This is a genomic window from Saprospiraceae bacterium (genome assembly GCA_026129545.1).
GTDB lineage: Bacteria > Bacteroidota > Bacteroidia > Chitinophagales > Saprospiraceae > M3007.
The window spans coordinates 2965290-2990226 of the sequence record JAHCHX010000001.1; the positions used below are offsets into that span (position 1 = coordinate 2965290).

21 protein-coding genes are annotated in these 24937 nt (G+C 51.8%); 7 read left to right on the plus strand and 14 right to left on the minus strand.

What is annotated here, in order from left to right; all coding sequences use genetic code 11:
- Positions 1-202 precede the first annotated feature (202 nt).
- The 5 genes from nusA to KIS77_11520 form a co-directional block, all read right to left on the minus strand.
- A complete protein-coding gene (nusA, locus tag KIS77_11500; protein ID MCW5922963.1) occupies positions 203-1447 on the minus strand; it encodes a transcription termination/antitermination protein NusA in 1245 nt (414 codons plus the stop codon).
- A 50-nt stretch (positions 1448-1497) separates the two neighbouring features.
- On the minus strand, positions 1498-1977 hold the full coding sequence (locus KIS77_11505) for a ribosome maturation factor (protein MCW5922964.1): 480 nt from the start codon (positions 1975-1977) through the stop codon (positions 1498-1500).
- 220 nt (positions 1978-2197) lie between these two features.
- Complete coding sequence (locus KIS77_11510) at positions 2198-3172, minus strand: hypothetical protein (protein MCW5922965.1); 975 nt, start codon at positions 3170-3172, stop codon at positions 2198-2200.
- Positions 3173-3301: 129 nt separating this feature from the next.
- Positions 3302-4666, minus strand: a complete 1365-nt coding sequence (locus tag KIS77_11515; GenBank protein MCW5922966.1) for a hypothetical protein — start codon at positions 4664-4666, stop codon at positions 3302-3304.
- Entirely contained in the window at positions 4663-5220 is a 558-nt protein-coding gene (locus KIS77_11520) for an RNA polymerase sigma factor (GenBank protein ID MCW5922967.1), read from the minus strand. Before KIS77_11520 ends, KIS77_11515 begins: the two co-directional genes overlap by 4 nt.
- Before the next feature lie 145 nt (positions 5221-5365).
- On the opposite strand from KIS77_11520, the gene KIS77_11525 reads away from it, so the two are divergent.
- Complete coding sequence (locus KIS77_11525; protein MCW5922968.1) at positions 5366-6466, plus strand: aminopeptidase; 1101 nt, start codon at positions 5366-5368, stop codon at positions 6464-6466.
- Between the two features lie 18 nt (positions 6467-6484).
- Here KIS77_11525 and KIS77_11530 read toward each other — a convergent pair whose 3' ends face one another.
- Complete coding sequence (locus KIS77_11530; GenBank protein ID MCW5922969.1) at positions 6485-9433, minus strand: S9 family peptidase; 2949 nt, start codon at positions 9431-9433, stop codon at positions 6485-6487.
- Between the two features lie 150 nt (positions 9434-9583).
- Positions 9584-10066 (minus strand): heme-binding domain-containing protein, encoded by a 483-nt coding sequence (locus KIS77_11535; GenBank protein ID MCW5922970.1) that lies wholly within the window; start codon positions 10064-10066, stop codon positions 9584-9586.
- Positions 10067-10159: 93 nt separating this feature from the next.
- Between KIS77_11535 and rlmD the strand changes: the two genes are divergently transcribed.
- Together rlmD and KIS77_11545 are read left to right on the plus strand one after the other, a co-directional pair.
- On the plus strand, positions 10160-11575 hold the full coding sequence (gene rlmD / locus KIS77_11540; protein ID MCW5922971.1) for a 23S rRNA (uracil(1939)-C(5))-methyltransferase RlmD: 1416 nt from the start codon (positions 10160-10162) through the stop codon (positions 11573-11575).
- A gap of 5 nt (positions 11576-11580) precedes the next feature.
- Entirely contained in the window at positions 11581-12774 is a 1194-nt protein-coding gene (locus KIS77_11545; protein ID MCW5922972.1) for a potassium/proton antiporter, read from the plus strand.
- A gap of 13 nt (positions 12775-12787) precedes the next feature.
- Here KIS77_11545 and nhaD read toward each other — a convergent pair whose 3' ends face one another.
- Positions 12788-14065 carry a sodium:proton antiporter NhaD gene (nhaD, locus tag KIS77_11550; protein MCW5922973.1) on the minus strand — a complete coding sequence of 426 codons (1278 nt, stop codon included), beginning with the start codon at positions 14063-14065 and terminating at the stop codon, positions 12788-12790.
- A gap of 276 nt (positions 14066-14341) precedes the next feature.
- On the opposite strand from nhaD, the gene KIS77_11555 reads away from it, so the two are divergent.
- Positions 14342-16477, plus strand: a complete 2136-nt coding sequence (locus KIS77_11555) for a cation:proton antiporter (GenBank protein MCW5922974.1) — start codon at positions 14342-14344, stop codon at positions 16475-16477.
- A 9-nt stretch (positions 16478-16486) separates the two neighbouring features.
- Here the strand turns inward: KIS77_11555 and KIS77_11560 are convergent, their stop codons facing one another.
- Both KIS77_11560 and obgE read right to left on the minus strand, forming a co-directional pair.
- The gene (locus KIS77_11560) at positions 16487-17017 is read right to left on the minus strand and encodes a hypothetical protein (GenBank protein MCW5922975.1); all 531 of its coding nucleotides are present in this window, start codon (positions 17015-17017) and stop codon (positions 16487-16489) included.
- A 41-nt stretch (positions 17018-17058) separates the two neighbouring features.
- Positions 17059-18051, minus strand: coding sequence for a GTPase ObgE (gene obgE / locus KIS77_11565; protein ID MCW5922976.1), 993 nt, complete (start codon positions 18049-18051; stop codon positions 17059-17061).
- 111 nt (positions 18052-18162) lie between these two features.
- Between obgE and KIS77_11570 the strand changes: the two genes are divergently transcribed.
- Together KIS77_11570 and KIS77_11575 are read left to right on the plus strand one after the other, a co-directional pair.
- Positions 18163-18879: a TIGR00730 family Rossman fold protein gene (locus KIS77_11570; GenBank protein ID MCW5922977.1), complete on the plus strand. Its 717-nt coding sequence runs from the start codon at positions 18163-18165 to the stop codon at positions 18877-18879.
- An 18-nt stretch (positions 18880-18897) separates the two neighbouring features.
- On the plus strand, positions 18898-20088 hold the full coding sequence (locus KIS77_11575; GenBank protein MCW5922978.1) for an amidohydrolase: 1191 nt from the start codon (positions 18898-18900) through the stop codon (positions 20086-20088).
- Positions 20089-20263: 175 nt separating this feature from the next.
- Here KIS77_11575 and KIS77_11580 read toward each other — a convergent pair whose 3' ends face one another.
- The 4 genes from KIS77_11580 to fbp all read right to left on the minus strand — a co-directional run bounded on the left by KIS77_11580 (position 20264) and on the right by fbp (position 24363).
- Positions 20264-21898: a hypothetical protein gene (locus tag KIS77_11580; protein ID MCW5922979.1), complete on the minus strand. Its 1635-nt coding sequence runs from the start codon at positions 21896-21898 to the stop codon at positions 20264-20266.
- Positions 21899-21952: 54 nt separating this feature from the next.
- Positions 21953-22711 carry an ATP-binding cassette domain-containing protein gene (locus tag KIS77_11585; GenBank protein MCW5922980.1) on the minus strand — a complete coding sequence of 253 codons (759 nt, stop codon included), beginning with the start codon at positions 22709-22711 and terminating at the stop codon, positions 21953-21955.
- A 132-nt stretch (positions 22712-22843) separates the two neighbouring features.
- On the minus strand, positions 22844-23251 hold the full coding sequence (locus KIS77_11590) for a DUF2141 domain-containing protein (protein MCW5922981.1): 408 nt from the start codon (positions 23249-23251) through the stop codon (positions 22844-22846).
- A 29-nt stretch (positions 23252-23280) separates the two neighbouring features.
- Positions 23281-24363 carry a class 1 fructose-bisphosphatase gene (fbp, locus tag KIS77_11595; GenBank protein MCW5922982.1) on the minus strand — a complete coding sequence of 361 codons (1083 nt, stop codon included), beginning with the start codon at positions 24361-24363 and terminating at the stop codon, positions 23281-23283.
- A gap of 193 nt (positions 24364-24556) precedes the next feature.
- Between fbp and KIS77_11600 the strand changes: the two genes are divergently transcribed.
- Positions 24557-24937, plus strand: coding sequence for a hypothetical protein (locus KIS77_11600; protein MCW5922983.1), 381 nt, complete (start codon positions 24557-24559; stop codon positions 24935-24937).

A 24937-nucleotide genomic window follows, 5' to 3' on the forward strand; every position in this document is an offset into this window, starting at 1 on the left:
CGCTAATCCAAAGTAAAAAGTTGATTCTGTTTGCGTTAGCGGGGGAACGCAAGTGTCGCCGCTATGAGTTGCCGTTTTAGAAGACGATGAAAATTTAGTGAAAAAAAATGTTTTTGGGTTTAAAGCGGTGCAAAGGTACAATAAAAAACGGTGGGGAAAACCATACGATTTGCCCCACCGCGTGTGAATGTTATGCGAATCGTTATTTTTCTTCCTCGAATTCTTCTGCCAAAATACGCAACACCTCGCGCACGGTCTCCTCTTCGAGGTCGGTGCGGCGCACGAGCTCTTCGGCACTGAGTTCGAGTACTTGTCGGGCTGTATCGCAGCCGACGTTCTTGAGCGCCTCTATCACCCACGGTTCGATGGCATCGCCGAATTCTTCCAAGTCCACGTCGTCAATTTCGTATTCTGCTTGGTTGCGATACACGTCTATTTCGTAACCGGTGAGTTTGGTGGCTAATTTGATGTTGCTCCCTGCTTTGCCGATGGCCAGACTTACTTGGTCTTGGTCAAGGAAGACGGAGGCTCGTTTGCGCTCGTGGTCGAGTTCGATGTTGCTGATTTTGGCTGGGGTCAGGCTGCGCTGAATGAAAAGTGAGACGTTGTTGGTGTAATTGATGATGTCAATGTTTTCATTGCGCAGCTCGCGCACGATGCCGTGTATGCGACTGCCTTTCATCCCCACGCAGGCACCTACGGGGTCTATGCGCTCATCATGACTTTCCACAGCGACTTTGGCGCGCTCGCCGGGTAGGCGCACGATGTTTTTGATTTCGATTACTCCGTCCTCGATTTCGGGCACTTCGCCTTCCAGCAACTTGGCCAAGAAAGCCGGGTCTGTGCGGCTGAGCATGATATATGGCGCATTGTTGACCATTTCCACTTTTTTGATGATGCCTTTTACCACATCGCCCTTGCGGTAGTAGTCGCCTTTTATCATTTCTGTTCGTGGGAGCACGATTTCGTTGCTCGTTGCATCATCAAGCACTAGGATTTCCTTTTTCATGATTTGGCTCACCTCTCCAATGACTATCGTGCCGACCATCTCGGAGTATTTGCGATAAATCTCGTCTTTCTCCAATTCCATGATGCGGGAGACGAGTGTCTGGCGGGCTGCCATGATGGCCCGACGACCAAAATCGTCAATGGAGAGTTTTTCATAGCATTCATCCCCCACATCCACGCCCTCGTCAATGGTGTGGGCTTCTGTGACGCTGACTTGCGCCAGTTCGTTGGTGACTTCGCCATCCGGCACTACCTCGCGGACGCGCCAGATTTCAAGGTCGCCCGTGTTGGTGTTGACGATGACATCGAAGTTTTCATCAGTACCATATTTTTTCTTGATGAGGGTGCGGAACACGTCTTCCAGCACGCGCACCATTGTGGGGCGGTCTATATTTTTCCCGGTCTTAAAGTCGGAAAAGACATCTACTAAATTGACCATGGTTGAAATAGTGATTGATTGTTCGTTATTTTATAGAGCTTGCTGAGTTGTCAGAAAGCGATTTTTACGATGGCTGTTTCAATTTGGTCAAAGGGGATGCTCGTTGGTTTTTCTACTTCCTTCTTTTTGTTGCCTTCGCGCTCCACTGCTTTTTGAAGCAAGGTGATTTGGGCTTCGCTGACTTCTGACAAAAGTCCCGTTTGATGGGTTTTGTCTTTCATCGTTACCTCTACGGTGCGCCCGATATTGTTCTTGTATTGACGTAGAAACTTGAATGGTCTTCCAATGCCGGGGCTGCTGACTTCAAGCACATATTTGTCGCCAAGCCAGCCATTGGTATCCAGATGGCTTTCTAAGAAACGACTCAATTTTTGACACTTTTCGAAGGTCATGCCAGAGTCGCTATCTGCAAAGACGTAGAGCTTTGCGTTTGGCTTCAATTCGATGTCCACAGTGAAGCAATCGGCGAAAGATTCGTCGGTTGCGTATTTTTCCTCAAGGAGTTGGGCAATGCGTTCGGTTAGTTCCATGCCTTAAATGTGCGTTGGGTCAAGCCTCTTTTGGGGCAGAAAAATGGGGGTTATACAAACACGAGGGGGAACCTGTGTGGTCCCCCCTCGCGCGGTGAATGGCCGGAATGATGGCACAAAGTTAAGGCAAGTTTTTCATTTGGCAAAGTACGGGATAAAAAAAGCCGAGCTGGTCTTTACCGGCTCGGCATGATACTAAATTACTAAACACGGGTATTCTTTAAAGGCTCTTCAAAAAGTCGAGCAATTGTAGTTCGCTAAGTTGCTCTGGCGCAACGCTCACGGTGGCATCTGTCCCGATTTCCGTATCCTTGTTGCCTAACCAAAACCGACCATCCGGGGTCTGGCTTACCGTAACGATTTTCACAGAATAGCCAATAGGGGCGCTGTAGTAACAGAAGGATCTTTCGGAAGTGTTGTATTCTAAGAAGACAACTGAACGGGTGTTTTTCACAACCAAATAGACGGTGGTGTTTTCGGGATTGAAGCTGTCTGGAAGTGCAACACAGAATGTGGTGGATGGTTCATTTAGTACCATGCCAGCATTCACCCAAGCCAACAAAGGCGTTAGGATTTCGTAACCTTGCACGAGGTCCATGTTGTCCGACAGCCACTCCGCTTGATAGACAGGTTGTCCTGTGTTCTCCCAGCCGATAAAATTATCGTTTGTGACGAGTCCGTTGAACACTTTCATTTTGTCAACCGGATTGTCGGCGGGGATTTGAATTTTAAGTTTTCGATTGGAAAGTAATTGAAGGGGTTTGCCGTCGCAGGATACTACGATGTGCACGATGCCACCGCTCTCTATCAATTCTCCCGAAGTGGAAATGGTCGGGGTGCCGAGCGCGATGATGTCGCCTTTGTCTAAGGCTTCGTTCACCTCCAATTTAAGATTTTGGCAGGTGCTGCAAGGAACCGGGGTGCCGTTGGCATCAGCGAACAAGTTGTCGGTATCGGTTAAGAAAATCCGCACACCGTTTTGTGTGACAAGCACCTTATCTTCCTTGACAAAACTCAAGGAGAATGTCGTTTTTGAAGACGGGTCTGGCACCTGCTGTAGTACTTGTCGGATGGCTTCCAACGTCGGCGAGTAGCGCCGAAACGTCTCAACGTCTTTCCGGCACCCCCCCACACCTGCCAGGGTAACGGTGCTTAGTAACGTGTATATGAAAATATGTCCGGGTCGAGTGAACATGATTGCGTCTAAGTAGTCGGCTATGTGGTTATTGCTTGTTGGTGGTCTTTGTGCTTCTCGGGAGGTTTTTTGGGCAGATGCGCCGTGACGGGGGAATCGCTGCTTTGAAATGCGAAATTTTAACAGTTTTCAATCAAAAATTTTTGTCACGCCAATTTTCACCCCCCAATTGCTGCGCCGTTGTTGCACTGACTGGTTTTCCAAAGTGAGCGGATGGAGGATTTTCCGGAAATACGGCTCGGCAAAAACGCGCAGCCGAGGCCGCAGATGGAAGAATGTCTGGGCGCTCGCGCCTGCGCTCAAGCCTACTCTGGGGCGATATATCTCTTGGGCGCCCTTCGCGCCCGGTGTGAATGGGGTGGGCTGTTCGTTGGCAGAAAGAAATGTGCCGCGTTTCCAAAAGAACACGTTGAGGGAGGCCCCAGCTTGGAGGCTTAAGCCGAATCGTCCGCTGCGAATCTCGCCGCCTATTTCAAATGGAATATCCAGCAAGCCATAGCGGTTGTAGGTTTTGACATAGCTTTCTCCGTACTGTATGTCTATGGTGTCGGCAATGATGACGGGTTTGTTATCAACGATTACTTGTGTTATCTCCACAATATATTTCACATAGTTCGGGTCGAAGTGTTCGAACACGTCTGTCATTTGCTCGTAATGAACCCCGGAACGCAACAGGAAATGACGCCCGAGCAACAGTGAGCCTCGAAGGCCCGCATGGAAGGCCCAGTCACGTTGTTCCGTGGCTTCGCGCCGTTGTCGGTATGGTTCGGACGACGAGTCGTTGGTTTCGGATGTCAAAGAGCTGAACGATGGCCCCATGTAGGCATCCAACATCCAAACGTTTGGGTTTTTCGCAAAGTCATAACAGTGTTTTGGGGTTTGTTTTTTGCGAACGGGGCGTGTTTTGATGTGGGGAAAATCATTTTTTCTCATGAAAGCAAGCGGCTCCAACGTGTGCTCGCCCAATAGTGACAAAGTTGCCACGTCGTGTGCTGCTCCGACTATGGGAGCAATGGCCGATAAGGCTTCTGTGGTCTCGAAAGTGGCTATTGGAGCGATGTTGTCTTGTTTTCCCGACACAGCTTGCGCACGCGCATTGCGTGTTTCAGAGGTAGCCCTTTTTGTGTGGGTGGCGGATTCGATTTGCTGATTTGTGTTGCTTTCGAGAAAAACGCTTTTTTCACGCGCTGCTTCTTGGTCGTCCGTTTCGGAATCGGCGGGTTTAGGCAACGGCGGGGCGACTGTCTCCACCTTGTCTTCGAGCAGCACTTGCTCTGCTGGGTTGGCAACATGGGCGGCACTGCGCCGGGAGAGGATATTCCATGCCCCTATCCCTAACAACATCAGGGCAAATAGCCACATAAAGAAGCGCTTCCGCTTTTGCCGTTTCAGCTCGCGTTCCACATTGGGCCAAACAAATGGCGGCGGCTCGACCTCCACATCGTGGAGTCGCTGGCGGAAAATTTCATCTGTATGGTTCGGTTCGATTTTCATTTTGATTCCAAATTTGTGCAGTCAACAATCTTGTGCATGACTTCCACCTGTTCGCACAACCAACGCCGTGCTTTGGTGAGTTGCGAGCGGGAGGTGCTTTCTTGAATGCCCAATATCTCTGCCACTTCTGCGTGAGCGTATCCCTCAATGGCGACAAGATTGAACACTATCCGGTACCCCTCGGGCAAATGGGCAATCAGGTCCAACAATTCTGCTTCCGAGAGCGCCGCAATGGCATCCGCATCCACTGGTGCTTCGGGCAAGCGCTCGTGACCAAATGTCTCTTGGTCGAATCGCTGTTTCTGATAAGTCCGCAAGGCCGTATTGACCATGATGCGGCGTATCCACCCTTCAAACGAACCTTGAAATTGGAATTGGCCCAATTTTGAAAAGACCTTCAAAAAACCTTCCTGAAGAATATCGGCAGCGTCGGTCTGAGTGCGGGCATAACGTAGGCACACCGCATACATCTTGCCGGCAAATCGCTCGTACAAGGCGCGCTGACACTGCGCTGAACCGCGCAGACAACCCTGAATTATTTCCGTTTCGCTCAACAAGGAGGGATTATGATTGCTGGGTGAAGGGTTGGCTTTTGCGGATTCCCCCGAAGGTACGCGCTTGCGTAGATTCATCGAGGGAAATTTTTGCTGCTTGTGGTCAAAAATTTATGTTCTTTGCCGCAAATCTATTGTTGAACCGATGATTTCGATATTGAACAAATATGCCCAACTGCTCGTCCACTATTGCCTGCAAGTAAAACCCGGCGACAAAGTTTTCATCTCCACCACCTTATTGGCCGAGCCGCTCGTGCGTGAAGTGTTTCGGGTGGCCTACGCAGCGGGTGCCGCGCTGGTCGAATACGACCTTGCCTTCCGCGAGCGCGAGCGCATTTACATGGAAAATGCCAGCGAGGCGGCGCTCCGTGTGCCACCAGTGCTCACGCGGTTGGCTATGGAATCTTTTGATTGTTATCTGAATATCCGGGCACCTTTCAACTTGCGCGAGACTTCTGGCGCCACGCCCGAACAGGCACAAATACGCACCGAGGCCCTCGCACCTATCAACAAGGCATATTTTGAGCGCACCGCCGACCGCCGGCTGAAGCGCAACTTGTGCCAGTTCCCAACCGATGCGGCCGCTCAGGAGGCGGGCATGGGGCTGGGTGAGTACGAGCAGTTCGTGTTTGGCGCGTGCAAGCTTTTCGCCGACGACCCTGCCGCCGCGTGGATGCAGGTGCGGGCGCAACAACAACGGATTGTTGACCATCTGAACCGATGCTCCATCGTTCGTTATCTCAACGAGGACACGGACATTACGTTCTCTACAAAGGGCCGCATCTGGATGAACTCGGATGGGCAAACCAATATGCCTTCAGGGGAGGTTTATACCAGCCCTGTGGAGAACGCGGTGAACGGGACGGTGCGTTTTTCATATCCCTGCATTCATCAAGGCAATGAAGTGGAAGGGGTGACACTTTGGGTCAAGGATGGCCTTATTGAAAAATGGGAAGCGCGACGCGGTAAGGAGTACCTCGACTATGTCTTTTCACTACCCGGCGCCCGGTGCTTTGGCGAGGCGGCCATCGGTACTAATTATGATATTCAGCGAATGACCAAAAATATCTTGTTCGACGAGAAGATTGGCGGCACCGTCCATTTGGCGATTGGCCAAAGTTATTTGCAAACGGGGGGTAAAAACGAATCGCCCGTGCATTGGGACATGATTACCGACATGACCCAGCACGGGGAAATTTGGGCAGATGGAGAGAAAATCTATGAGCGCGGCAAGTTTTTGATTTGAAGACCGTACCGATTCGCCCTAGTGCCGCTCTTCGGCCAGCTCCAAGCCTTGCAAAATGCCTTTTTCGATGGGCGGCACTCCTCTTTGCATCCAGCGTGGTAGCGGTGCCCCTAGCAGGTAGTGGTCGAAAAACTGCGCCATGCGAACTTGAAAATCAATGCGATTTTGCAATTTCACGGGCCAATGCGGCTCATCGTTGTAGTTGAGCAGCCAAGCCGGTTTTCCAAGTCGGCGCAGGGCGGTGAACAATTCAATGCCCTGATACCATGGCACCGCGCCGTCTTTGTCGTTGTGCAAAATCAACAAGGGTGTCTGCACTTTATCGAGCGAGAAGAGGGGAGAGTTTTCCAAATAGCGCATGGGGTATTCCCACAACGTGCCCCCGATGCGGCTCTGTTGGCGCTCATATTGGAAGGCGCGACTTAGGCCCGACTCCCACCGAATGCCGCCATACGCCGAGGTCATGTTGGCGACCGGGGCACCCGCTTCCGCACAGGCGAAAAGGTTGGTGCGCGTCACGATGTATGCAGCCTGATAGCCGCCCCATGAATGCCCCTGCAAGGCGACCCGTTTGGGAGCAACGAACCCTTTTTCGATGAGCGCCGCCACGCCGCTCATGATGGCGTTGAAGGCACTTTCGCCGGGAAAGCCTGTTTGGTAATGTATGTCGGGAGCAAATATCAAATAGCCGCGGCTGGCATAGTAGGTATAGTTGATTTGCGAGCGATGGAAATCGGGCGAGCGATGTTGGTGCAGCCCATCGGACACTTTTTCATAAAAATTGACAATCATGGGGTATTGATTTGTCGGGTCAAAGTCTTCGGGTTTGACCAGCAAGCCAGTGTGTTTTTCACCTGAGAACGAGGTCCAATAAACGAGTTCGATACGCCCCCATTTATATTCCGATTGTTGCGGGTTCGCGTTCGAGATGGCTTGCGGAGGGGCGGTTGGGGCGGTGCGTAAATTGGCTTGCTTGGCGGTGGGTATTTCGGTTGTGTGGAGGTCGGGGAAAGCCTGAAAATTTCCCTTCGTAAAAAGGAGGGTGTTGGCGTTTTTCGCTTTTAGGGGTTGTCTTGAAAATGAAAAATCGCCATTGAGCCATTGTGACATTTTATTTCCATTCAAATCCAGCCAAGCATAGCCCTCTGCCTTTGTCGAATGGTTGAATTGATGCAACAACAGCACCCCATTTGTGGGGATGCTTTTTTCCTCCGGGTCAAGTTTTAAGTAGCGGTAGGTCGTTTCCGTCTCGCGGCCTTGCGTCAGGCGCTGGGGTTTCTTCTTGCCTTCGGGGTCAATTTGCCAAATATCGTATTTGTCATAGACCAGCATGGCCGCATCGCCTTCAAGCCACCCCGCCAATCCGTGTTCGGCGGGATAATCCGGCACATCGGTGTCTTCTCTGAAAAAAAGGACGGCATGGTTGTCGGTAAGCCGGGTATTGATAGCCGTGCGGGGGTTCCATGCAAACCACGCAGAGTCGGGGGCGCTCCACCAAGCAATATGCCGAGCTTGGGGCGAGAGTCGCGGATTGCAACGCAAGTCCCTGACGAGCTGCTTTTTTTGCCCCGTTCTCAAATCAACGGCAAACAAATCTTTGTGCGCGGTTCCTTCCGAGCTGAGGTAATGCGCATAAGGTTCTTCCGTAAAGCCCAGCGCCAGCTCGGCATCTCGCTCTTCCTGCAAACGCAATTCAGGCATATCCGGCCCCCCGAGTGGCACAAAGCGTTTTTCGCTAACGCGCCACACCACAGGGTACCCCCTTTTTTTCTCATTCTCCAGCATCACTTTCTTTTGCGTGTAGAGGCGTTCGTCGGTCCACGACCACACTTCCACATTCACGATTTCCTCGGGAAGCAAAGTGGTGTCGTTCAGAACGGGCGGTGGTGCCACATTGAAGAAAAGCTTGGAACCATTGTCGGAGAAAATGGGCTGCGCGTGTTCGCTGATGCCCCATTTTGCGCCTTGCCTTGTGGCATCATCGGCCATTGTGGAGGGAAATTGGCTCAGAAAGTTGCTGTTTGGGTCGGCGATGACACGGGCTGAATCCTGCAAAAAATCCCAGTAACACAACTGATAAGGCCGAATGCGGGCCTTACCCGTATCCGTATCGGCTATGAAAGCGGCTTGGTCCCCCGGTTTGTCCAATGCGATGTGCGGAAATTTGCCTTTTGCTCTGAACAGTGGGCGGAGGTGCCAGTTTTCCAAGTTGATGAAATAAACGCCCGAAGTCGCGGTGTTGGGGTTGGCCCCAAAAATCAGGGTGTCGCCGATGCCTGTTGTGTGGAGCAGAAAACGCTTGTTTTTTTCGGCCAACACAAACTGGGTGACATAGCCGAAGGTGTCTTGATGTCCACTGCTGGTGTTGCGCACGATGAGGCGATAGCCATTTTCCTTGTCCTCTGATTTGGCTTTCTTGCCATCTCCTTTGGCGACGGTTTTGGGGGTGGTTTGGGCGCTATCGGGCGCACTGACGGTGCTGTCTTTTGGCATGGGTTGGGCTTTTTCTCCTTCTATTTGGAAAAAAAGCCAGCCCGACCATTTTTCGGGGAGCGCGAAATTTTTCACCCGCGCGATTTTCTCAAAAGTTCCATCGGCAAGCGAAACGATGCCGAGCGTGTCTTTGGGTAAATCTTCTTCTTTCACCTTGCGTCGGCGCTGGGCTTTGATGGTGTCGAGGGCGGGTTTTATTCTGAAAACCAACAATTCGCCGTCTTCTGAAAAACGCGCGTCGGTGGCTCGATGAAACACCTGCGTCTGCGCGGTGCTTGCGTTCCAAAGGTGCAGCGCGGGGTCGCCCTCCGTCACGGAGACTTGCACCCAAGCTACCCATTGTCCATTGTTGGAGATGCGCGGTTGTTCGATTTTTTGCCACCGATGCACGTCGGCATGGTCAAGTATTTTTTTGTTTTGAGAAAAAAGGAGCAGCGGCGCAAAAAAGAGCGAGAGTGTAAGTGAGTGTTTCATGCGTGGGAAGTTTGGGGCGAAAATATACCATGATTCTTCAAGGTTCGTCGGATGTCAGCTTGTTTCAAGCGCGGCATGCCCCCCGGCAGAAAAGTTTTTTTTGAATAAATCTTTTCTGCCGAGGCCGCGCCACATCTAATGAAGCCATAATCAATCTTTTTCCTCCTCCGTCTCACCATAGCCCGTCGAGGGTGGCACAAACGTGTCGAGCCATGTGGCAAGTAGGGCGCGTTGTTCGTCGCTCAGTCGTGCCTCCGGGTGCATCAGCGTATAGCTTTTCAATGGCATCTCCTTCTCGCGGATTTCTTCGGCGGCGGAGCCGAGTGCCCATTTCAAATCTTCTGGCTTCAAGATGCCCAAGGTAGAAAAGTTGAAGTGTTCGAGCGCCTCGTTGACGTGATGTTTAAGCCACCAAGAGACCGGGGCGACGTTGCTGTACCACGGGTATTTCACCTCGTGGGAATGACAGTCGTAGCAAGCGTCCTTTATCACTGCCAATACTTCGGCAGGGGGGCGCACGGCGGTGGCGAAGTCAATTTTGGGGTCCACGGGAGGGTTGGTCTTGTCAATGCGGATGAGTTGGATGAGCACGAGCAACGCGGCCAACCCAATTAAAATACGTTTGCGATTCATGAAAATAAGGTTGAGTAAGACATGACGAGAACAGGGCGCTGAGGCTGTAAAAGATAAAGCCGTTTCAACCTCTTATTTTTGCCCCTCAAAATTATGACTAAAAAACATACAGTAGTCCAAAACATCGCTATTCACGGCATAGCGGACAGGGGCAAAGGCGTGGGCCGCACGGTGGATGGGTTGGCCGTGTTTGTGGAGGGTGCAGTGCCCGGCGATGTGGTGGATGTGTTCATCCAAAAGAAAAAAGGCGGTTTTGCGGAGGGCAAGGTCGAGCGCATCGTGAAGCCGTCGCCCGACCGGGCGGAACCATTCTGCGAGCACTTCTCCGTCTGTGGGGGATGCAAATGGCAAAATCTTGACTATCAGGCACAGTTGCGCCACAAGCAGCAGGTGGTGGAGGATGCCTTGCTCCGCATCGGCAAAATACAGCTCGGCGAGATGCTGCCCATTTTGGGCGCGCCGGAAACGGTTTTTTACCGCAATAAACTGGAGTTTGGGTTTTCAAACAAAAGGTGGCTGTTGCCGGGCGAGATGGATGCCGCGTCGTCCGCCGAAACTTCGCCCGCGAATTTGAACGCACTCGGCTTTCACAAGGCTGGTTTTTTCGATAAAATCATTGACATCGAGCATTGTTGGCTACAAGCCGAGCCTTCCAACGCGCTGCGCAACACTTGCCGCCAAATTGCTTTTGAGCAAAATTTGGCGTTTTACGATTTGCGCACGCACAAGGGTTTTTTGCGCAACCTGATGGTGCGGCTTACCACGACTGGCGAAACAATGTTGCTGGTCAGTTTTGCTCGAAACGACGCTGCGGCGATTCGCCAGTATCTGGATGCCATTTTGGAAAAATTTCCAGGTTTGACCACGCTGGTTTATACGGTGAACACGAAGCTGAATGACTCCATGTTCGACCTTGAGATGGTTCCTTATTTTGGGAAAGGCTATGTCGTGGAGCAGTTGGGTGGTTTGAAATTCAAAATTGGCCCCAAATCTTTTTTCCAAACCAACTCTTTGCAAGGCAAACGGTTGTACGACGTGGCAGCCGATTTCGCTGGCCTGACCGGCAAGGAAAATGTGTATGACCTTTACACTGGCACGGGGAGCATCGCGCTTTACTTGGCTCGCCAATGCCGACAGGTGGTGGGCATAGAGGAGGTGCCGGAGGCCATTGCCGACGCGGAGGAAAATATGCGGCTCAATGGCATCACCAACGCCGTTTTCTATGCGGGCGATGTGAAACAGGTGCTGACCGCTGAGTTTGCCGAACGGCATGGACGGCCCGATGTGGTCGTCACTGACCCACCTCGCGCGGGAATGCACGAAAAGGCTGTGCGGTTTTTGTTGGAGCTGGCCGCTCCGCGCATCGTTTACGTCAGTTGCAACCCTGCTACGCAAGCGCGTGATTTGCAGTGGCTTTCCGAAAAGTACGCTACGCTGAAAGCACAACCAGTAGATATGTTTCCTCACACGCACCACATAGAGAACGTGGCCTTGTTAGAACTGAAATAGACATCATGTTGCCAACCCTTCCATACATTTTGCTCGCAGCGGGCATACTTATTATTGTCAATTTAGTGGCCGGGCGGTTCGCCACTCGATTCGGAGCGCCCACCCTTTTGGCCACGCTGGCTATCGGCGTGATTTTCGGCAATGGCGGGCCTTATGATTTTGACTACAACTTCCCGGTGGTGACGCTTCGCTTCAGCGAAATAGCCTTGTGTGTCATCATCTTTGCGGGTGGTTTCGAGTCCAATTGGAAGCGTTTTCGCCCTATCTTCTGGCAGGGTGTTTCTTTGGCGACGTTGGGCGTATTGTTGACGGTGGTGGCTACCGCCGTGTTCGCTTATGGTTTGTTGGGGTGGTCGTGGACGCATAGTTTATTGTTGGGGGCAGTGGTGTCTGCGACGGATGCGGCGGCTGTTTTTTCCATTCTGGAAAATAACAACCTGAGCTTGAAACCGGGTGTGCGCGAGGTGCTTGAATTGGAATCGGGGGCCAACGACCCAATGGCTTTTTTCCTGACCCTAAGTGTGTCGGCCATGCTCATATCGCAGCCATCCGACGCGGGTTTGCTTGCCTTGTCGGGCAATTTTTTGTGGACGATGTTTGTGGGTGCTGCAACAGGGCTATTGGCCGGTAAATTCATTCATTTGTTGGCACGGCACGTTCCGCTCAAAAGAGGCCAGTTCCCAATAGTGTTGTTAGCGTGGATATTGATTTTGTATGCGGTAAATTCCTTGTTGGGAGGCAGCGCGTTTTTGTCGGTATATCTGGCGGGAATGATTTTGGGCAACTCTCCGTGGGTGCAACGGGATTTCAACATCCATTTTTTTGAAAGTTTTTCTTGGCTGATGGAGACGGCTCTTTTCTTGGTATTGGGGCTTCAAGTGTATTTGTTCGAGTTGCAAGACGTACTTTGGGAAGGACTCATTTTGTCCGCCGTTTTGATTTTCGTATCGCGTCCTTTTGGGGTGTTGGGGTCTTTGGTTTTTTTCAAAAAAATTGGCTGGCGGTTCAAAGTCTTTTATTCTTGGGTGGGTCTTCGCGGTGCCACGCCTATTGTGTTTGCCTTGATTCCAATAGTGAGCCAAGTGCCAGAGGCTCACAAAATTTTCAACATTGCTTTTATCGTGGTAGTGGTTTCTATGCTGGTGCAGGGCACCACTGTGTCTGGAATGGCAAAGGTGGCGGGTGTGGAGCAGACATGAGAGGGCGCGCCTTCTAATGCACCAAAGCGTACTGCAACACAAAGACTAAGGCACCTGCCAAATAGCCGATTACTGCCCAGAAAGTAATGCGCCGCACATACCAAAAGAAATTGATGTGCTCCATACCCATGGCCGCTACACCCGCAGCCGAGCCAATGATGAGCGCGCTGCCTCCCGTGCCTGCGCAGTAGGCGAGAAACTCCCAGAAATAGTGGTCGGTGGGGAACTGTTCCAATGTGTACATTCCTTGTGCGGCTGCCACGAGCGGCACGTTGTCCACGATGGCCGACAAGAAGCCAATGAGGATGACGACGATGGTGATGTTGCCAATCGTGCGGTCGAGCCAAGCGGCCAGATTGCCAAGCAGCCCTAGACTTTGAAGAGCGGCTACGGCGACCAGAATGCCGAGGAAGAACAGGATACTGGGGGAGTCAATTTTCCGCAGCGCATGTATCACGGAGCGCGTGCCCTTTTCCACCTCGTCTTTGCCATTGTGGATGAGCTCGGTGACAATCCACATGACGCCCAAGCCGAGCAACATTCCCATGAATGGGGGCAGGTGCGTCACGGTCTTGAACACGGGCACGAACAACAAGGCGCCCAGCCCGATGGCAAACACCGAATTGCGCTCCCGCGCTGTGGTGGTGAGGCCATGCGTCACCACGTCGGCAGGCGGCTTCACCTTGCCTTTGGCCCCGCGCGAGATGATGAGCAAGGGCACAATCATGCAAGCCAAACTCGGTATGATGAGCATTTTCACGATGCTGAGCGCCGTCACTTGGCCGCCTATCCAGAGCATGGTGGTGGTCACGTCGCCCATAGGCGACCAAGCCCCACCCGCATTAGCCGCCACTACCACCAGCCCAATAAACAATAGGCGCTCTTCCCGGTCGGCTATGATTTTGCGCAGCAGACTGACCATCACAATGGTCGTGGTTAGGTTATCGAGCAGCGCCGACATAAAAAAAGCAATCGTGCAAATCAGCCAAAGCAATCGGCGCTTGTCGGTGGTCTGAATGCGCTCTGTCACTATCTCAAACCCGTCGTGCGCATCTATCAACTCCACGATGACCATGGCTCCGAGCAAAAAGAAAAGGATTTCGGAGATTTCTCCCATGTGCTCCGTCAAGTGGTGCGACACGATTTCTTTATTTGGTTCGCCTAAAATATAAAGCGTCCAGCACAGCACGCCCGTCACCAAGGCGAAGGCGGCTTTGTTGATTTTGAGAGAGTGTTCTAAGGTAATGGCTGCGTAACCGAGAACAAAAACGATAACAATCAGTAGGCTCATAAATCACGAGTGTAAACGGGGTTTGGAAAACGGGGGCGAAAAAACGGAGAAAATCCGAGAACGCCACCCAAGCAGGTTGGAAGAGTATGTACCCGATGCGCCGTTTGAACAACCTTTTGGGATGGCGGTTGCATGGTTTTGAGGTTTTTTCAAAAGAAAGCGCCACCCGCCTGTTTGCCCAGCATGGCAAACGGCATCACAAACCTCCGGCCATCGAATACACCTGTTACCTTTGCCGACGACGTTTGGCTGCTGTTGACACAATACCGATACTTTATGCACTTAGACTTGACCTTGCCCCTTGCGAACCCCGTGTTGATATTTGCGTTGGTGCTTTTCATCATTCTGTTTGCGCCGTTGGTGCTGAACCGGCTGAAGATTCCGCACATCATTGGGTTGATAATCGCGGGAGTGTTGATCGGGCCGTATGGGTTCAATATCATGGTGAGAGACAGTAGCATCGTGCTGTTTGGCACAGTGGGCTTGCTGTACATCATGTTTTTGGCAGGCTTGGAAATAGACCTCAACGAGTTCAAGCGCAATACGTTGAAGAGCTTGCTCTTTGGTCTTTATACCTTCTTGGTACCGATGACGCTTGGCGTGAGCGTTTCTTACTATTTTTTGGGTTTTAGCCTTCCCACCGCCATTTTATTGGCAAGTATGTTCGCCTCGCACACGTTGGTAACCTATCCCATATTGTCGCGCTATGGCATCATCAAAAACAGGGCGGTCAACATCACCATCGGTGGCACGATGATTACGGACACTTTGGCGCTGTTGGTTTTGGCCGTCATCATTGGCACCTCCAAAGGTGAAATCGGGCCTGATTTCTGGTTGCAGCTCAGCATGTCGGTGTTGGCGTTCATTGCGCTTGTGCTATTTGGGTTTCCTATCATCGTGCGGTGGTTTTTTAGTCGCAACGAAGACCCTGTGATGCAGTATATTTTTGTGTTGGGGCTTGTGTTTTTGGCCGCTTTCTTATCGCAAGTCGCTGGCGTGGAGCCTATCATAGGTGCGTTTTTGGCGGGTTTGGCGCTCAATCAGTACATTCCGCACACCTCCGCCTTGATGAACCGAATCGAGTTTGTGGGCAATGCGTTGTTCATTCCTTTTTTCTTGATAGGGGTTGGGATGTTGGTGGACGTGTCAATCATATTTCGGGATACGGAGACCATCAAAATCGCGGTCACCATGTCGGTGGTAGCCACTTTCGCAAAATATGTCGCTGCTTTTTTGACCCAAAAAAGTCTGGGGCTTAGCAAGGATGAGCGCAATCTGATATTTGGGCTAAGCAATGCGCAAGCGGCAGCTACCTTGGCGGCGGTGCTGGTGGGCTTCAACACCATCATCGGCACGGGCGCTGATGGCGAACCCATCAGGCTGCTCAATGAAAATGTGCTCAATGGCACCATTTTGATGATTTTGGTCACATGCACTATTGCATCGTTTGCCACAGAGCAAAGCGCTCGCAAGCTGGCGTTGCTTGAGGTAGAATCGGAAGACACAGACCATGCACACAGCAAATCGCGTCGGTTGTTGATTCCTGTTTCCAATGCAAAGGTGATTGACACGTTGGTGGGGCTTGCTGTGTTGTCGAAAGAAAAAGAGGATAAGTTGTTTGCGGCACATATAGTACGCGATGCACACGATAGGAAGGAGCTTGCGGAAGCAGAAAAATTGATAGAAAAAACTCAAAAAGTAGCATCGGAAACCGACAATCGTTTGGAGACGCTCATCGCCGCAGACACGAACGTGGGCGCGGGATTGTCGCAAATTGTCAAAGAAGAGCGAATCACCGATGTTTTCTTAGGCTCCCACGTTCGCAAAGACCCTACTGACAATTTCTACGGCAACATTATCCGCACCATTCTCAACAGCACCTCAGCCAATATATTTATCTCGCGCATACTGCAACCGCCCGGCCTGACGAAAAAAGTAGTGTTTGTCATCCCCGAAAATGCGGAGTACGAAATCGGGTTCCCGCATTGGTTCCCGATGATGAAGCACCTATGCCAAGAGATAGGCGCAAAAGCAAAAGTGTTTGCGGGAGAGGCCACGTTGAGATACCTTGGCAATCTCAACGCTGGCTCGAAAACGCCGTTGTCCTTTGAGGCTGAGCGATTTACCGATTGGGAGGATTTTCTGATTCTTGCACGGGACGTGACCAAAGCAGACCTTTTTGTGGTGGTGCAAGCGCGGAAGTCGTATATCTCCTACAATCCTCATTTTGAAAAAGTCCCCATTTTCCTCACCAAGTATTTTCAAGACATCAATTACCTGTTGGTCTATCCGGGAGACGGGCGCGACATTGGCCCTGCGCTCGACTACCGCAACCCCTCCCTTTCGGAGCCTATCAAAGAAAATTTTGAAATGCTGAAAAACATTGGGAGCAAAATTTTGAAGACCAAGTGAGAAGCGGAGTCACTTGTGCGCCGCTCGCATCTGCAAGCTGAGGCGCACATCCGTCTCGGTTTGTGTGGTGTTGCGCAGCCACAGCACCAAATCGAGGCTTATGTGAGATTTCTCGAAAAAACGCTTGGAGTCGGCCAACGACGGGATGAGCGGCAGGTTGTTGCCGGGGTTGAGCGGCATGGGGTAGCGGTAGGCTATTTCCACAAAATCAGTCGGGTCGCTGGCATCGAACACCCGAAGCGAAACTTGGTCAATGAAAGCAAAATCCGCATCGCCAAACACCCCCGCCATCGTGGATTGGAGGGTCAGTACCCTAGAAATATCCTCGCTCTTTTTGCCGTTCAGCTCGAGCGCTTGGTCGTAGCGCGTAGGGATGTTTTTTATTTGAAAATGATGCACGTCAAAAGCACCAATACCTGCTGGTATGAAAATATCCTGCTGGAAAAGCAGGTCGTGGCCCGCTGGCACATCTTCGTTCTTGTCGCACGAAAGGCCCAGCAACAAGCAACCCAGGAGCATGATGAAAATCTTGTTTCGCATATTTCGACAAGATGAAAAACAGGGAGAAAAGGTTGCCTCCGTCAGCTTTCGTTGAGCATGTTCCAAAGCAGGTCTTTCAGTCGCTGCAAGTTTTTGTTGGTCATGGAAGAGATAAAAATGGCGGGTATGCCTGTCGGCAATGTCGGGCGCAGCATTTTTTCCAGGTCGTCGTCAATCAAGTCGCATTTGGTGATGGCAAGCAGGCGAGGTTTGTCCAGAAGTTCGGGGTTGTACTGTTCCAGCTCATGGAGCAGAATGGCGTATTCGTCGCGGATGTTGCGGTCGGTGTCTGCTGGGACCATGAAGAGCAGGATGCTATTGCGTTCGATGTGTCGCAAGAAGCGATGCCCAAGCCCCCTTCCTTCGTGAGCGCCTTCTATGATGCCGGGGATATCGGCCATGATAAAGGTCTGTCCCTCGCGCACTTTCACGATGCCGAGATTGGGCACGAGCGTGGTGAAGGGGTAATCGCCGATTTTGGGTTTGGCTGCCGTGACGGCGCTCAGCAGGGTGCTTTTCCCGGCGTTTGGGAAGCCCACCAAGCCGACATCGGCCAGAATTTTAAGCTCCAGTATAATCCATTTTTCGATGGCAGGTTCGCCGGGCTGCGCATAACGCGGCGTTTGGTGGGTGGCGGATTTGAAAAAATTGTTGCCCTTGCCGCCTCGGCCTCCGGGGAGCAGGATTTTCTCGTCGTCTTTTTCGGTGATTTCCATCAGGAATTCGCCCGTCTCCGCATCGCGGGCCACTGTGCCCAATGGCACTTTCACAATAATGTCTTCGCCATCCTTCCCTGTTTTCAAGCCGCCGCGCCCGCCGTCGCCATCTTTGGCAAAGATATGCTTGGTGAATTTCAACGAAAGCAACGTCCATTCCTGAGGGTCGGCTTTCAGGATAATATGGCCGCCGCGCCCGCCGTCGCCTCCGTCGGGGCCGCCTTTGGGCGTGGCGGGGCCTCGATAGAAGTGCACGCTTCCTCCGCCGCCTTTGCCGGAGCGGAAGAGAATTTTTACATAATCTACAAAATTTTCCATGATACAGTGGGCGAAGGTACGGCGCGATGTGGTATTTGACCTTATTCAGAGAAAGGTCGTAGTTTGGCCGCAAAAAACAAATCAACGCAAATGGCAGAAAAAAAACGCCTCATTGACCCCAACGAACCACAGTTCTTCGAAGGCCCGAAGAGTCGCAGATTCGAGTTAGGGTTCGCGTTCAAAGTGTTCAAGGAGTTTTTGCAGGGGTTTCGCGGGTTGCATTTCATCGGCCCATGCGTCACGGTGTTTGGCTCCGCCCGTTTCAAGGAAGGTCACCCTTACTATGAGGCGGCAAAAAAATTCAGTGGCCGAATTGCCGATGAGCTGGGGCTGACCATTATGACGGGTGGTGGCCCCGGCATCATGGAAGCGGCCAATCGCGGCGCACGGGAGGTGGGTGGCAAATCGGTGGGGTGCAACATCGTGTTGCCACATGAGCAAAAGGAAAATCCTTATCTGGATAAGTACGTCACCTTTCGCTACTTTTTCGTGCGCAAAGTGCTGTTGCTCAAGTACTCTTATGCCTTTGTCATTTTTCCCGGAGGCTTCGGCACCATGGACGAGCTCTTCGAGACCTTGACTTTGGTGCAGACCGGAAAAATTGACAATTTTCCCATCGTGGTGATGGGGATGGATTTTTTCCGCCCGCTTCAAGAATATCTCAAGTTCATGGTGGAGCAGGGCACCATTTCGCCAGAAGACATGGACCTTATCATTTTCACCGACGACATGGATGAGGCCATCAGCCACATCCGCAAGTATCTTTCGGCCAACTATCGAGTGGTCAAGCGCGACCGCCCTGTGTGGTGGTTGTTTGAGAAGTCATAAACGAAATTTGTTCCTCCCATGAAAGAGCAAATCCAACAACTTGCCCGCCAATACCACGCCGACACGGTGGCTTGTCGCCGGCATCTGCACGCCCACCCAGAGCTTTCGTTTCAAGAAGTGCAAACCGGGAAATTCGTGGCTGCTCAACTGGCCGCGCTCGGCATCGAACACCGACACGGCATGGCTGGCAACGGCGTGGTCGCCCTGATAAAGGGCAAAAATCCCCGCAAACGGGTGGTGGCCTTGCGCGGCGACATGGACGCTTTGCCTATCCGCGAGGCCAACAACGTGCCTTACAAATCCCAAAACGATGGGGTCATGCACGCTTGCGGCCACGATGTGCATACCTCCTCCTTGCTCGGCACGGCGAGGGTTTTGCATGAGCTGCGCCACCAGTTTGAAGGCATGGTGAAGTGCATTTTTCAGCCGGGAGAGGAAAAATTGCCGGGCGGGGCTAGTATCATGATTCGGGAAGGAGTGCTCGAAAACCCTCGCCCCACAAGTATTTTTGGTCAACATGTGCATCCCCCTTTGCGGGCGGGCATGATAGGTCTCAAGCCGGGTATCTATATGGCTTCTGCCGACGAAATATATGTCACCGTGAAGGGGCGCGGCGGGCATGGCGCCATGCCGCACGATTGTGTTGACCCCGTGACCATTGCGGCTCAACTCATCGTGTCGCTTCAGCAAATCGTCAGTCGCTATGCCGACCCCACTATTCCGTCCGTGCTGACGTTCGGAAAAGTAAACACCGTGGGCGGTGCGACGAATGTGATTCCAAATGAAATAAAACTCGAAGGGACTTTTCGCACCATGCATGAAAAATGGCGCTCCGAAGCGCATAAGCGCATGAAGAAAATAGCTGAAAGCGTGGCCAAAAGCATGGGGGCTGCGTGTGAGTTCAATATCGTGAAAGGCTATCCGGTATTGTACAACCACGAGGCGCTGACGGCACGCACGAAAGCGCGAGCGAGCGAGTTTTTGGGCAAAGACAATGTCGTGGATTTGCCTGCTCGCATGACCGCCGAGGATTTCGCCTATTTTTCACAAGCCATGCCAGCCTGCTTCTATCGTCTTGGCACGGGTAACCCCGAACGGGGCATCACTTCTCCCATCCACACCGACACATTTGATATTGACGAGGCTGCTTTGGAAACCGGCGTGGGCTTGATGGCTTGGTTGGCCATCAAGGAACTGGAAGGCAAATGAGGGAACCACCGTAATGTAGGTTTGCTACAAAGGCGCGAAGAGATTGAAATCAATTTTTTGTGGCTGCTTGGACTTTTCGGAGACCTCAAAAAATGGCGATATTCAGCGCAAGTTTTTTTGAACGAAACCGCTTGACAAAGGGCTGGCTCTCCATCGAATCCATCGGCAAAATCGATCAAATGCCCTTCCGCTTGAACACTTTTGCCAAGCCGTGTTCGGAGATAAAAATCAAGTCGTAGCCTTGCTCCAGCTGCTGATTGATTTCTTGCGTGTATGGATGGTCTTGGAATCGCTGGTCTTTGCACCAAGTGACGACGTAGTCCACATGAGCGCCTCCCGTTTTGTCCGGCAAGCCGAGTATATCGGCACGGGGCGGTTGCTCTTCAAAATAATCCCCATCTTTTGACAACAACACGAACGGATTGCGCCCTTCGCGCCAGACGAGCGGGAAGTTGCGGGTATGTGCTTCGTAATTGCCCAACAACACGATATGTTTGTCCACACCCACATAGTCGCCCGCATGGACAAATAGCCATATCGCTTCGGCCACATATCTGCCGCTCCCGATTTGGCCATGATGGTTGAAGCTAATCGGCAGCACGGTCGCATAATTGGGTATGACCGCTGCGCAGCTCGCATACTCTTGCACCGCTTCGTTTGCCATTTTGTAGTGCGGAAAACGAAGTGTGAGAAAAGCCGCCGACACCACGACCGAGAACACCAACACGGCCCGCTTCAGTTTTATCGAAAAATAGGTGGAGGCTAGCCACAAAATCAGTGTCAAGTAAGGAAGCAACACGAGCCGTAGGGGGGTGATACCGCCCCCTGCCACACTGCCCGGCTGATTGAAATAGAGCCAGACCGTAAAAAGAAACACGCCCAGTAGTGCATCCGTCCAGCGCCGGTCCTTGTTTTTCAATTTGTTGTAGGCAGCATGTAAGGCCATCAAGGCACACGCCACCGCCACCGCTACGGCCCACCACCGTTCCGATATGTCCATGATGAGCAATCCGCGATTTTCGCGCAACAAATGCCATAGTGCCGAAGTTGGTTCGCCGCGTGGTGTCGCGTTGATTCCTTTAAAGAACAAGTATTCCGCAAACAACACCACAACTGGCAGCGTCGCCACCGCTATGGCTGCCATCGCTTGCCCGAACTTTTGCCAATTGATTTTATCGCGCTTGTGCGCCCTTGTGTCGTTCCAAAAATCGCCCACCAACAGACTTCCGATGAGCAGCAGCGTGAACAGCAAACCCACCGGGTGGCAGAAATAAAGCACCAGTAAACCGATTGCCAACACCAACAGCTGGCCCGGCGCATATCCCCGACGGATATGCAGCCAATAGCCCGTCGCCCAAAACATGGCGGCCAAGCTGCAAGAGTAGTTGTAGAAGCCCATCTGAAAAACATAGTGATGGGCAAAGAGCAGCCCGAAAGAGCTCAGAAAAAGGTTGCTGGGGTTGATTTGCTGAATGAGATAGCGCAGGCCAAGCCCAAACGCCAACACATAGACCGTCTGCAAGAGCTTCTCAGCAAGGAAGGCGGGGATTTGAAGCCCCATGAGCAAAGTCATGAACGCATGGCCAAACCAGTTTGGCTCAAAGCGCGTGTTCAGATAAAGCCAAGTCTCGTAGAATGCCTTGGGTTCGCCGCCTTGCCAAAAGTCGAGCAAAACTTTGGCGTTGTACAGATGGCAAGGTCCGTCGCAGGTGAGAAAGTATTGAAAAGCCCACAACGGCACAAGATTGGCCGCCAGCAGCAGGTGAAAGACGAATCGTTCGGCAGTCGGAAAGGCAACGGCGGATTTCATGGCGACATGATTCAGGGGGGCAAAGGAAAGCCGAAATTCGGACCCTTTGTCACATTATTTCAGCGCGGCCTTGCGCAGGCGCTGCAAGAAAGGGGAGGCGAAAATGAAGGACTGCAAATTTTCATTGTCGCTGCCGAGCACCTCGTTTTTGTTGCCCGCCCATTCCAGTTGGCCCTCGTGAAGGAAACAGATGTTGTCGCCTATCTCCATCACCGAGTTCATGTCGTGCGTGTTGATGATGGTTGTGATGTTGTTTTCTTGCGTGATGCTGCTGATGAGCTCGTCAATGAGGATGGCTGTTTTGGGGTCAAGGCCGGAGTTGGGTTCATCGCAAAAAAGATATTGCGGCTCCAAGACGATGGCGCGGGCGATGCCGACCCTTTTTTGCATACCGCCAGAGAGCTCGGAAGGGTATTTTTTGTTGTTGCCGGCGAGGTTGACCCGTTCGAGGCAGTAGTTCACGCGCTCCAATTTTTGCTGCGGCGTTTTGTGGGTAAACATATCCATAGGGAAGCGGATGTTTTCTTCCACCGTCAGAGAGTCAAATAGTGCCGAGCCTTGAAACAGCATCCCAATTTTCATGCGGATGGCTCTCATGCCCTCTTTATCCAAAGCCGTGAAATTTTCATCGTCGTACCACACGGTGCCGCTCGTGGGGTTGAGCAGGCCCACCAAAATTTTGAGCAACACCGTTTTGCCAGCGCCGGAGCGGCCTATGATTAGGTTGTTCTTGCCTGCTTCAAAGGTGAAGTCAATGCCTTTCAGTACTTGTTGCTCGCCGAAGGTTTTGATAATGTTTTCTGCTCGAATCATGAAGAGGGCTTGCAATGAATTTATACCTCGCGCTGCCAAGTTTTGGGCATGGCTAAAAGCGCGATATGTTCAAAATCATGGAGAACAATCAGGGTGAACTGACAAATCCTATCGAGTTAAGGTATAGGTCAATCACCATTTTTCTAAACGAATAGCAATGCGGTTTTCACCCGATTTTATTTCAAACTTTGCTTCCTCCCACTTGGGGGCGCGAAATTTTGGCCGTGCATTATTGGAAAAGCCGTAAGGCTCGCTAGGGATGCCCACGAGGTTTTTGTCCAATTTTCCGTTGTCGTTCAAATCGTGGAAGCAGCTCACCGCGTAGAAACCCGGAGCAAGGTCTGGTATTTTGAGCTCTATGGAACCTTTTTTCCGCACAGGAAGCACTTTTTTAAAAACAACTTTTTTTTCCTGCAAGAAAGAGGACTCACTGTCATAAACACCTATGTAAAGACTGCCTTTTGCCTCGCTGATGTTGGTGAACGATATGCTAAGCACAGGATGAAGAAAATGATGCAAAAACAAAACGAACGATAGCACAATTCGATTTTTGGTAAAAAGTTGCGTGATTACAAAGGCAGCGCGGAATACCGCTCGATGAATGCCTTTAGTTCGTCCACCATGGCGGGCGAGCCGATAGCGACGGTGCTGCGCTGGTGAAGTTCGGAGGGCGTCACTTCCAGCACCCGCTTCAGTTGGGTGTTCATGGCTTTGCCTCCGGCCTGCTCCACGATGAAAGACAGTGGGTTGCACTCGTAAAGCAAACGGAGCTTGCCTTTTGGATATTTCCGAGTGCTGGGATAGAGGAATATGCCGCCTTGGATGAGGATGCGGTGGATGTCGCTCACCATGCTGCCGATATAGCGGAGGCCGTAGTTTTGGTCGGAGCAGTTGTCAATGTAACGGCGCATCTCAAGGTCAAACTTGGAGTAGTAGCCTTGATTGACGGAGTAGGTAGAGCCGTTTTCGGGAATGCGCATATTCCGATGGCTGAGGCAAAACTCGCCAATGGAGGGGTCGAGCGTGAAGCCGTTCACGCCGCGGCCAGTGGTGTAAACGAGCAAGGTGGAAGTGCCGTACAGGACATACCCTGCGGCTACTTGTTTGGTGCCTGCTTGCAAAAAATCTTCTTTGGTGGCTGGGCCAGAAGGGTCGCTTTTGCGGCGATAAATGGCGAAAATAGTGCCCACCGACACGTTCACGTCTATATTGGAAGAGCCATCCAAAGGGTCGAACATAACCACATAGTTGCTGGCCTTGGAGCCAATGGGTGGCACTTGGATGATGTCTTCATTTTCCTCTGAAGCGATGGCGCAACATTCGCCAGAGTTTTTGAGGCACTCGATGAGCTTTTCGTTGGCATACACATCGAGTTTTTGCTGCATCTCGCCGCTTTGGTTTTCTCCGCTATTGGCTACCCCGATGATGTTGACAAGTCCCGCCTTGTTCACCTCTCTGTTGATGATTTTGGCAGCCACCCCGATGTCGCGCAGTAGCCCGGTCAGTTCGCCAGTGGCATAGTCAAAATCTTTTTCCGCGCGAATGATAAACTCGTCGAGCGTGACGATTCGGTTGCCCGATACGGGAGAGGCAGGCACGGAAGCGGCGGACGGTTGGCCGTTTTCGGGAGATTTTTTTGTAGAAGTTGCCATAGTGTGGTGGTGGATTTTGATGTTTGGTTACGGTTGCGCAATACGGTTGAATTCTGGGTGAAAGCCATTTGGCGGCACAAAAGTAAAAAATCCGATGTTTTGTCCAGTCTTGACAACTCGCTTGCCAACATCCGCACTATTTTTGGGTTCAAGTCTCCAAACTTTCCCAATCCCCCAAATCAACACATCGTTTATGCGCCCAATACTGATACTCACCCTGCTCGTTCTTTTCGCCTGCCGCTCGGAAGGGCCTGATACTATCCCTTTGCCAACCAAAATTTGCATCAAAACCACCCACCACGACTACCCGCTCACTGGCTCGTTCGTCTATCTCAAATATTTCACCGACACATTTCCCGGCTACGACAAAAAGCCGAGCTACTTCGATGCTTTCTTCGTCACGGGCGCGGATGCGCGAGGCTGCATCGAGTCGGTGCCGGAGGGACGACATTGGCTCGTGGCTTTCGGCTACGACAGCTTGCACTATCCTCACGAGGCATTCGGCAGTTTGCCAGTGGAGATTTCTTTGGACCACAGACCCGTCATTGACACGATGCTTTATCTAGGGCATTAA

Bases quoted from the DNA above. Each gene is read 5' to 3' on its own strand.
- nusA (MCW5922963.1), bottom strand. From the start codon at position 1,447: ATGGTCAATTTAGTAGATGTCTTTTCCGACTTTAAGACCGGGAAAAAT.
- KIS77_11505 (MCW5922964.1), bottom strand. From the start codon at position 1,977: ATGGAACTAACCGAACGCATTGCCCAACTCCTTGAGGAAAAATACGCA.
- KIS77_11510 (MCW5922965.1), bottom strand. From the start codon at position 3,172: ATGTTCACTCGACCCGGACATATTTTCATATACACGTTACTAAGCACC.
- KIS77_11515 (MCW5922966.1), bottom strand. From the start codon at position 4,666: ATGAAAATCGAACCGAACCATACAGATGAAATTTTCCGCCAGCGACTC.
- KIS77_11525 (MCW5922968.1), top strand. From the start codon at position 5,366: ATGATTTCGATATTGAACAAATATGCCCAACTGCTCGTCCACTATTGC.
- KIS77_11530 (MCW5922969.1), bottom strand. From the start codon at position 9,433: ATGAAACACTCACTTACACTCTCGCTCTTTTTTGCGCCGCTGCTCCTT.
- KIS77_11535 (MCW5922970.1), bottom strand. From the start codon at position 10,066: ATGAATCGCAAACGTATTTTAATTGGGTTGGCCGCGTTGCTCGTGCTC.
- rlmD (MCW5922971.1), top strand. From the start codon at position 10,160: ATGACTAAAAAACATACAGTAGTCCAAAACATCGCTATTCACGGCATA.
- KIS77_11545 (MCW5922972.1), top strand. From the start codon at position 11,581: ATGTTGCCAACCCTTCCATACATTTTGCTCGCAGCGGGCATACTTATT.
- nhaD (MCW5922973.1), bottom strand. From the start codon at position 14,065: ATGAGCCTACTGATTGTTATCGTTTTTGTTCTCGGTTACGCAGCCATT.
- KIS77_11555 (MCW5922974.1), top strand. From the start codon at position 14,342: ATGCACTTAGACTTGACCTTGCCCCTTGCGAACCCCGTGTTGATATTT.
- KIS77_11560 (MCW5922975.1), bottom strand. From the start codon at position 17,017: ATGCGAAACAAGATTTTCATCATGCTCCTGGGTTGCTTGTTGCTGGGC.
- obgE (MCW5922976.1), bottom strand. From the start codon at position 18,051: ATGGAAAATTTTGTAGATTATGTAAAAATTCTCTTCCGCTCCGGCAAA.
- KIS77_11575 (MCW5922978.1), top strand. From the start codon at position 18,898: ATGAAAGAGCAAATCCAACAACTTGCCCGCCAATACCACGCCGACACG.
- KIS77_11580 (MCW5922979.1), bottom strand. From the start codon at position 21,898: ATGAAATCCGCCGTTGCCTTTCCGACTGCCGAACGATTCGTCTTTCAC.
- KIS77_11585 (MCW5922980.1), bottom strand. From the start codon at position 22,711: ATGATTCGAGCAGAAAACATTATCAAAACCTTCGGCGAGCAACAAGTA.
- fbp (MCW5922982.1), bottom strand. From the start codon at position 24,363: ATGGCAACTTCTACAAAAAAATCTCCCGAAAACGGCCAACCGTCCGCC.
- KIS77_11600 (MCW5922983.1), top strand. From the start codon at position 24,557: ATGCGCCCAATACTGATACTCACCCTGCTCGTTCTTTTCGCCTGCCGC.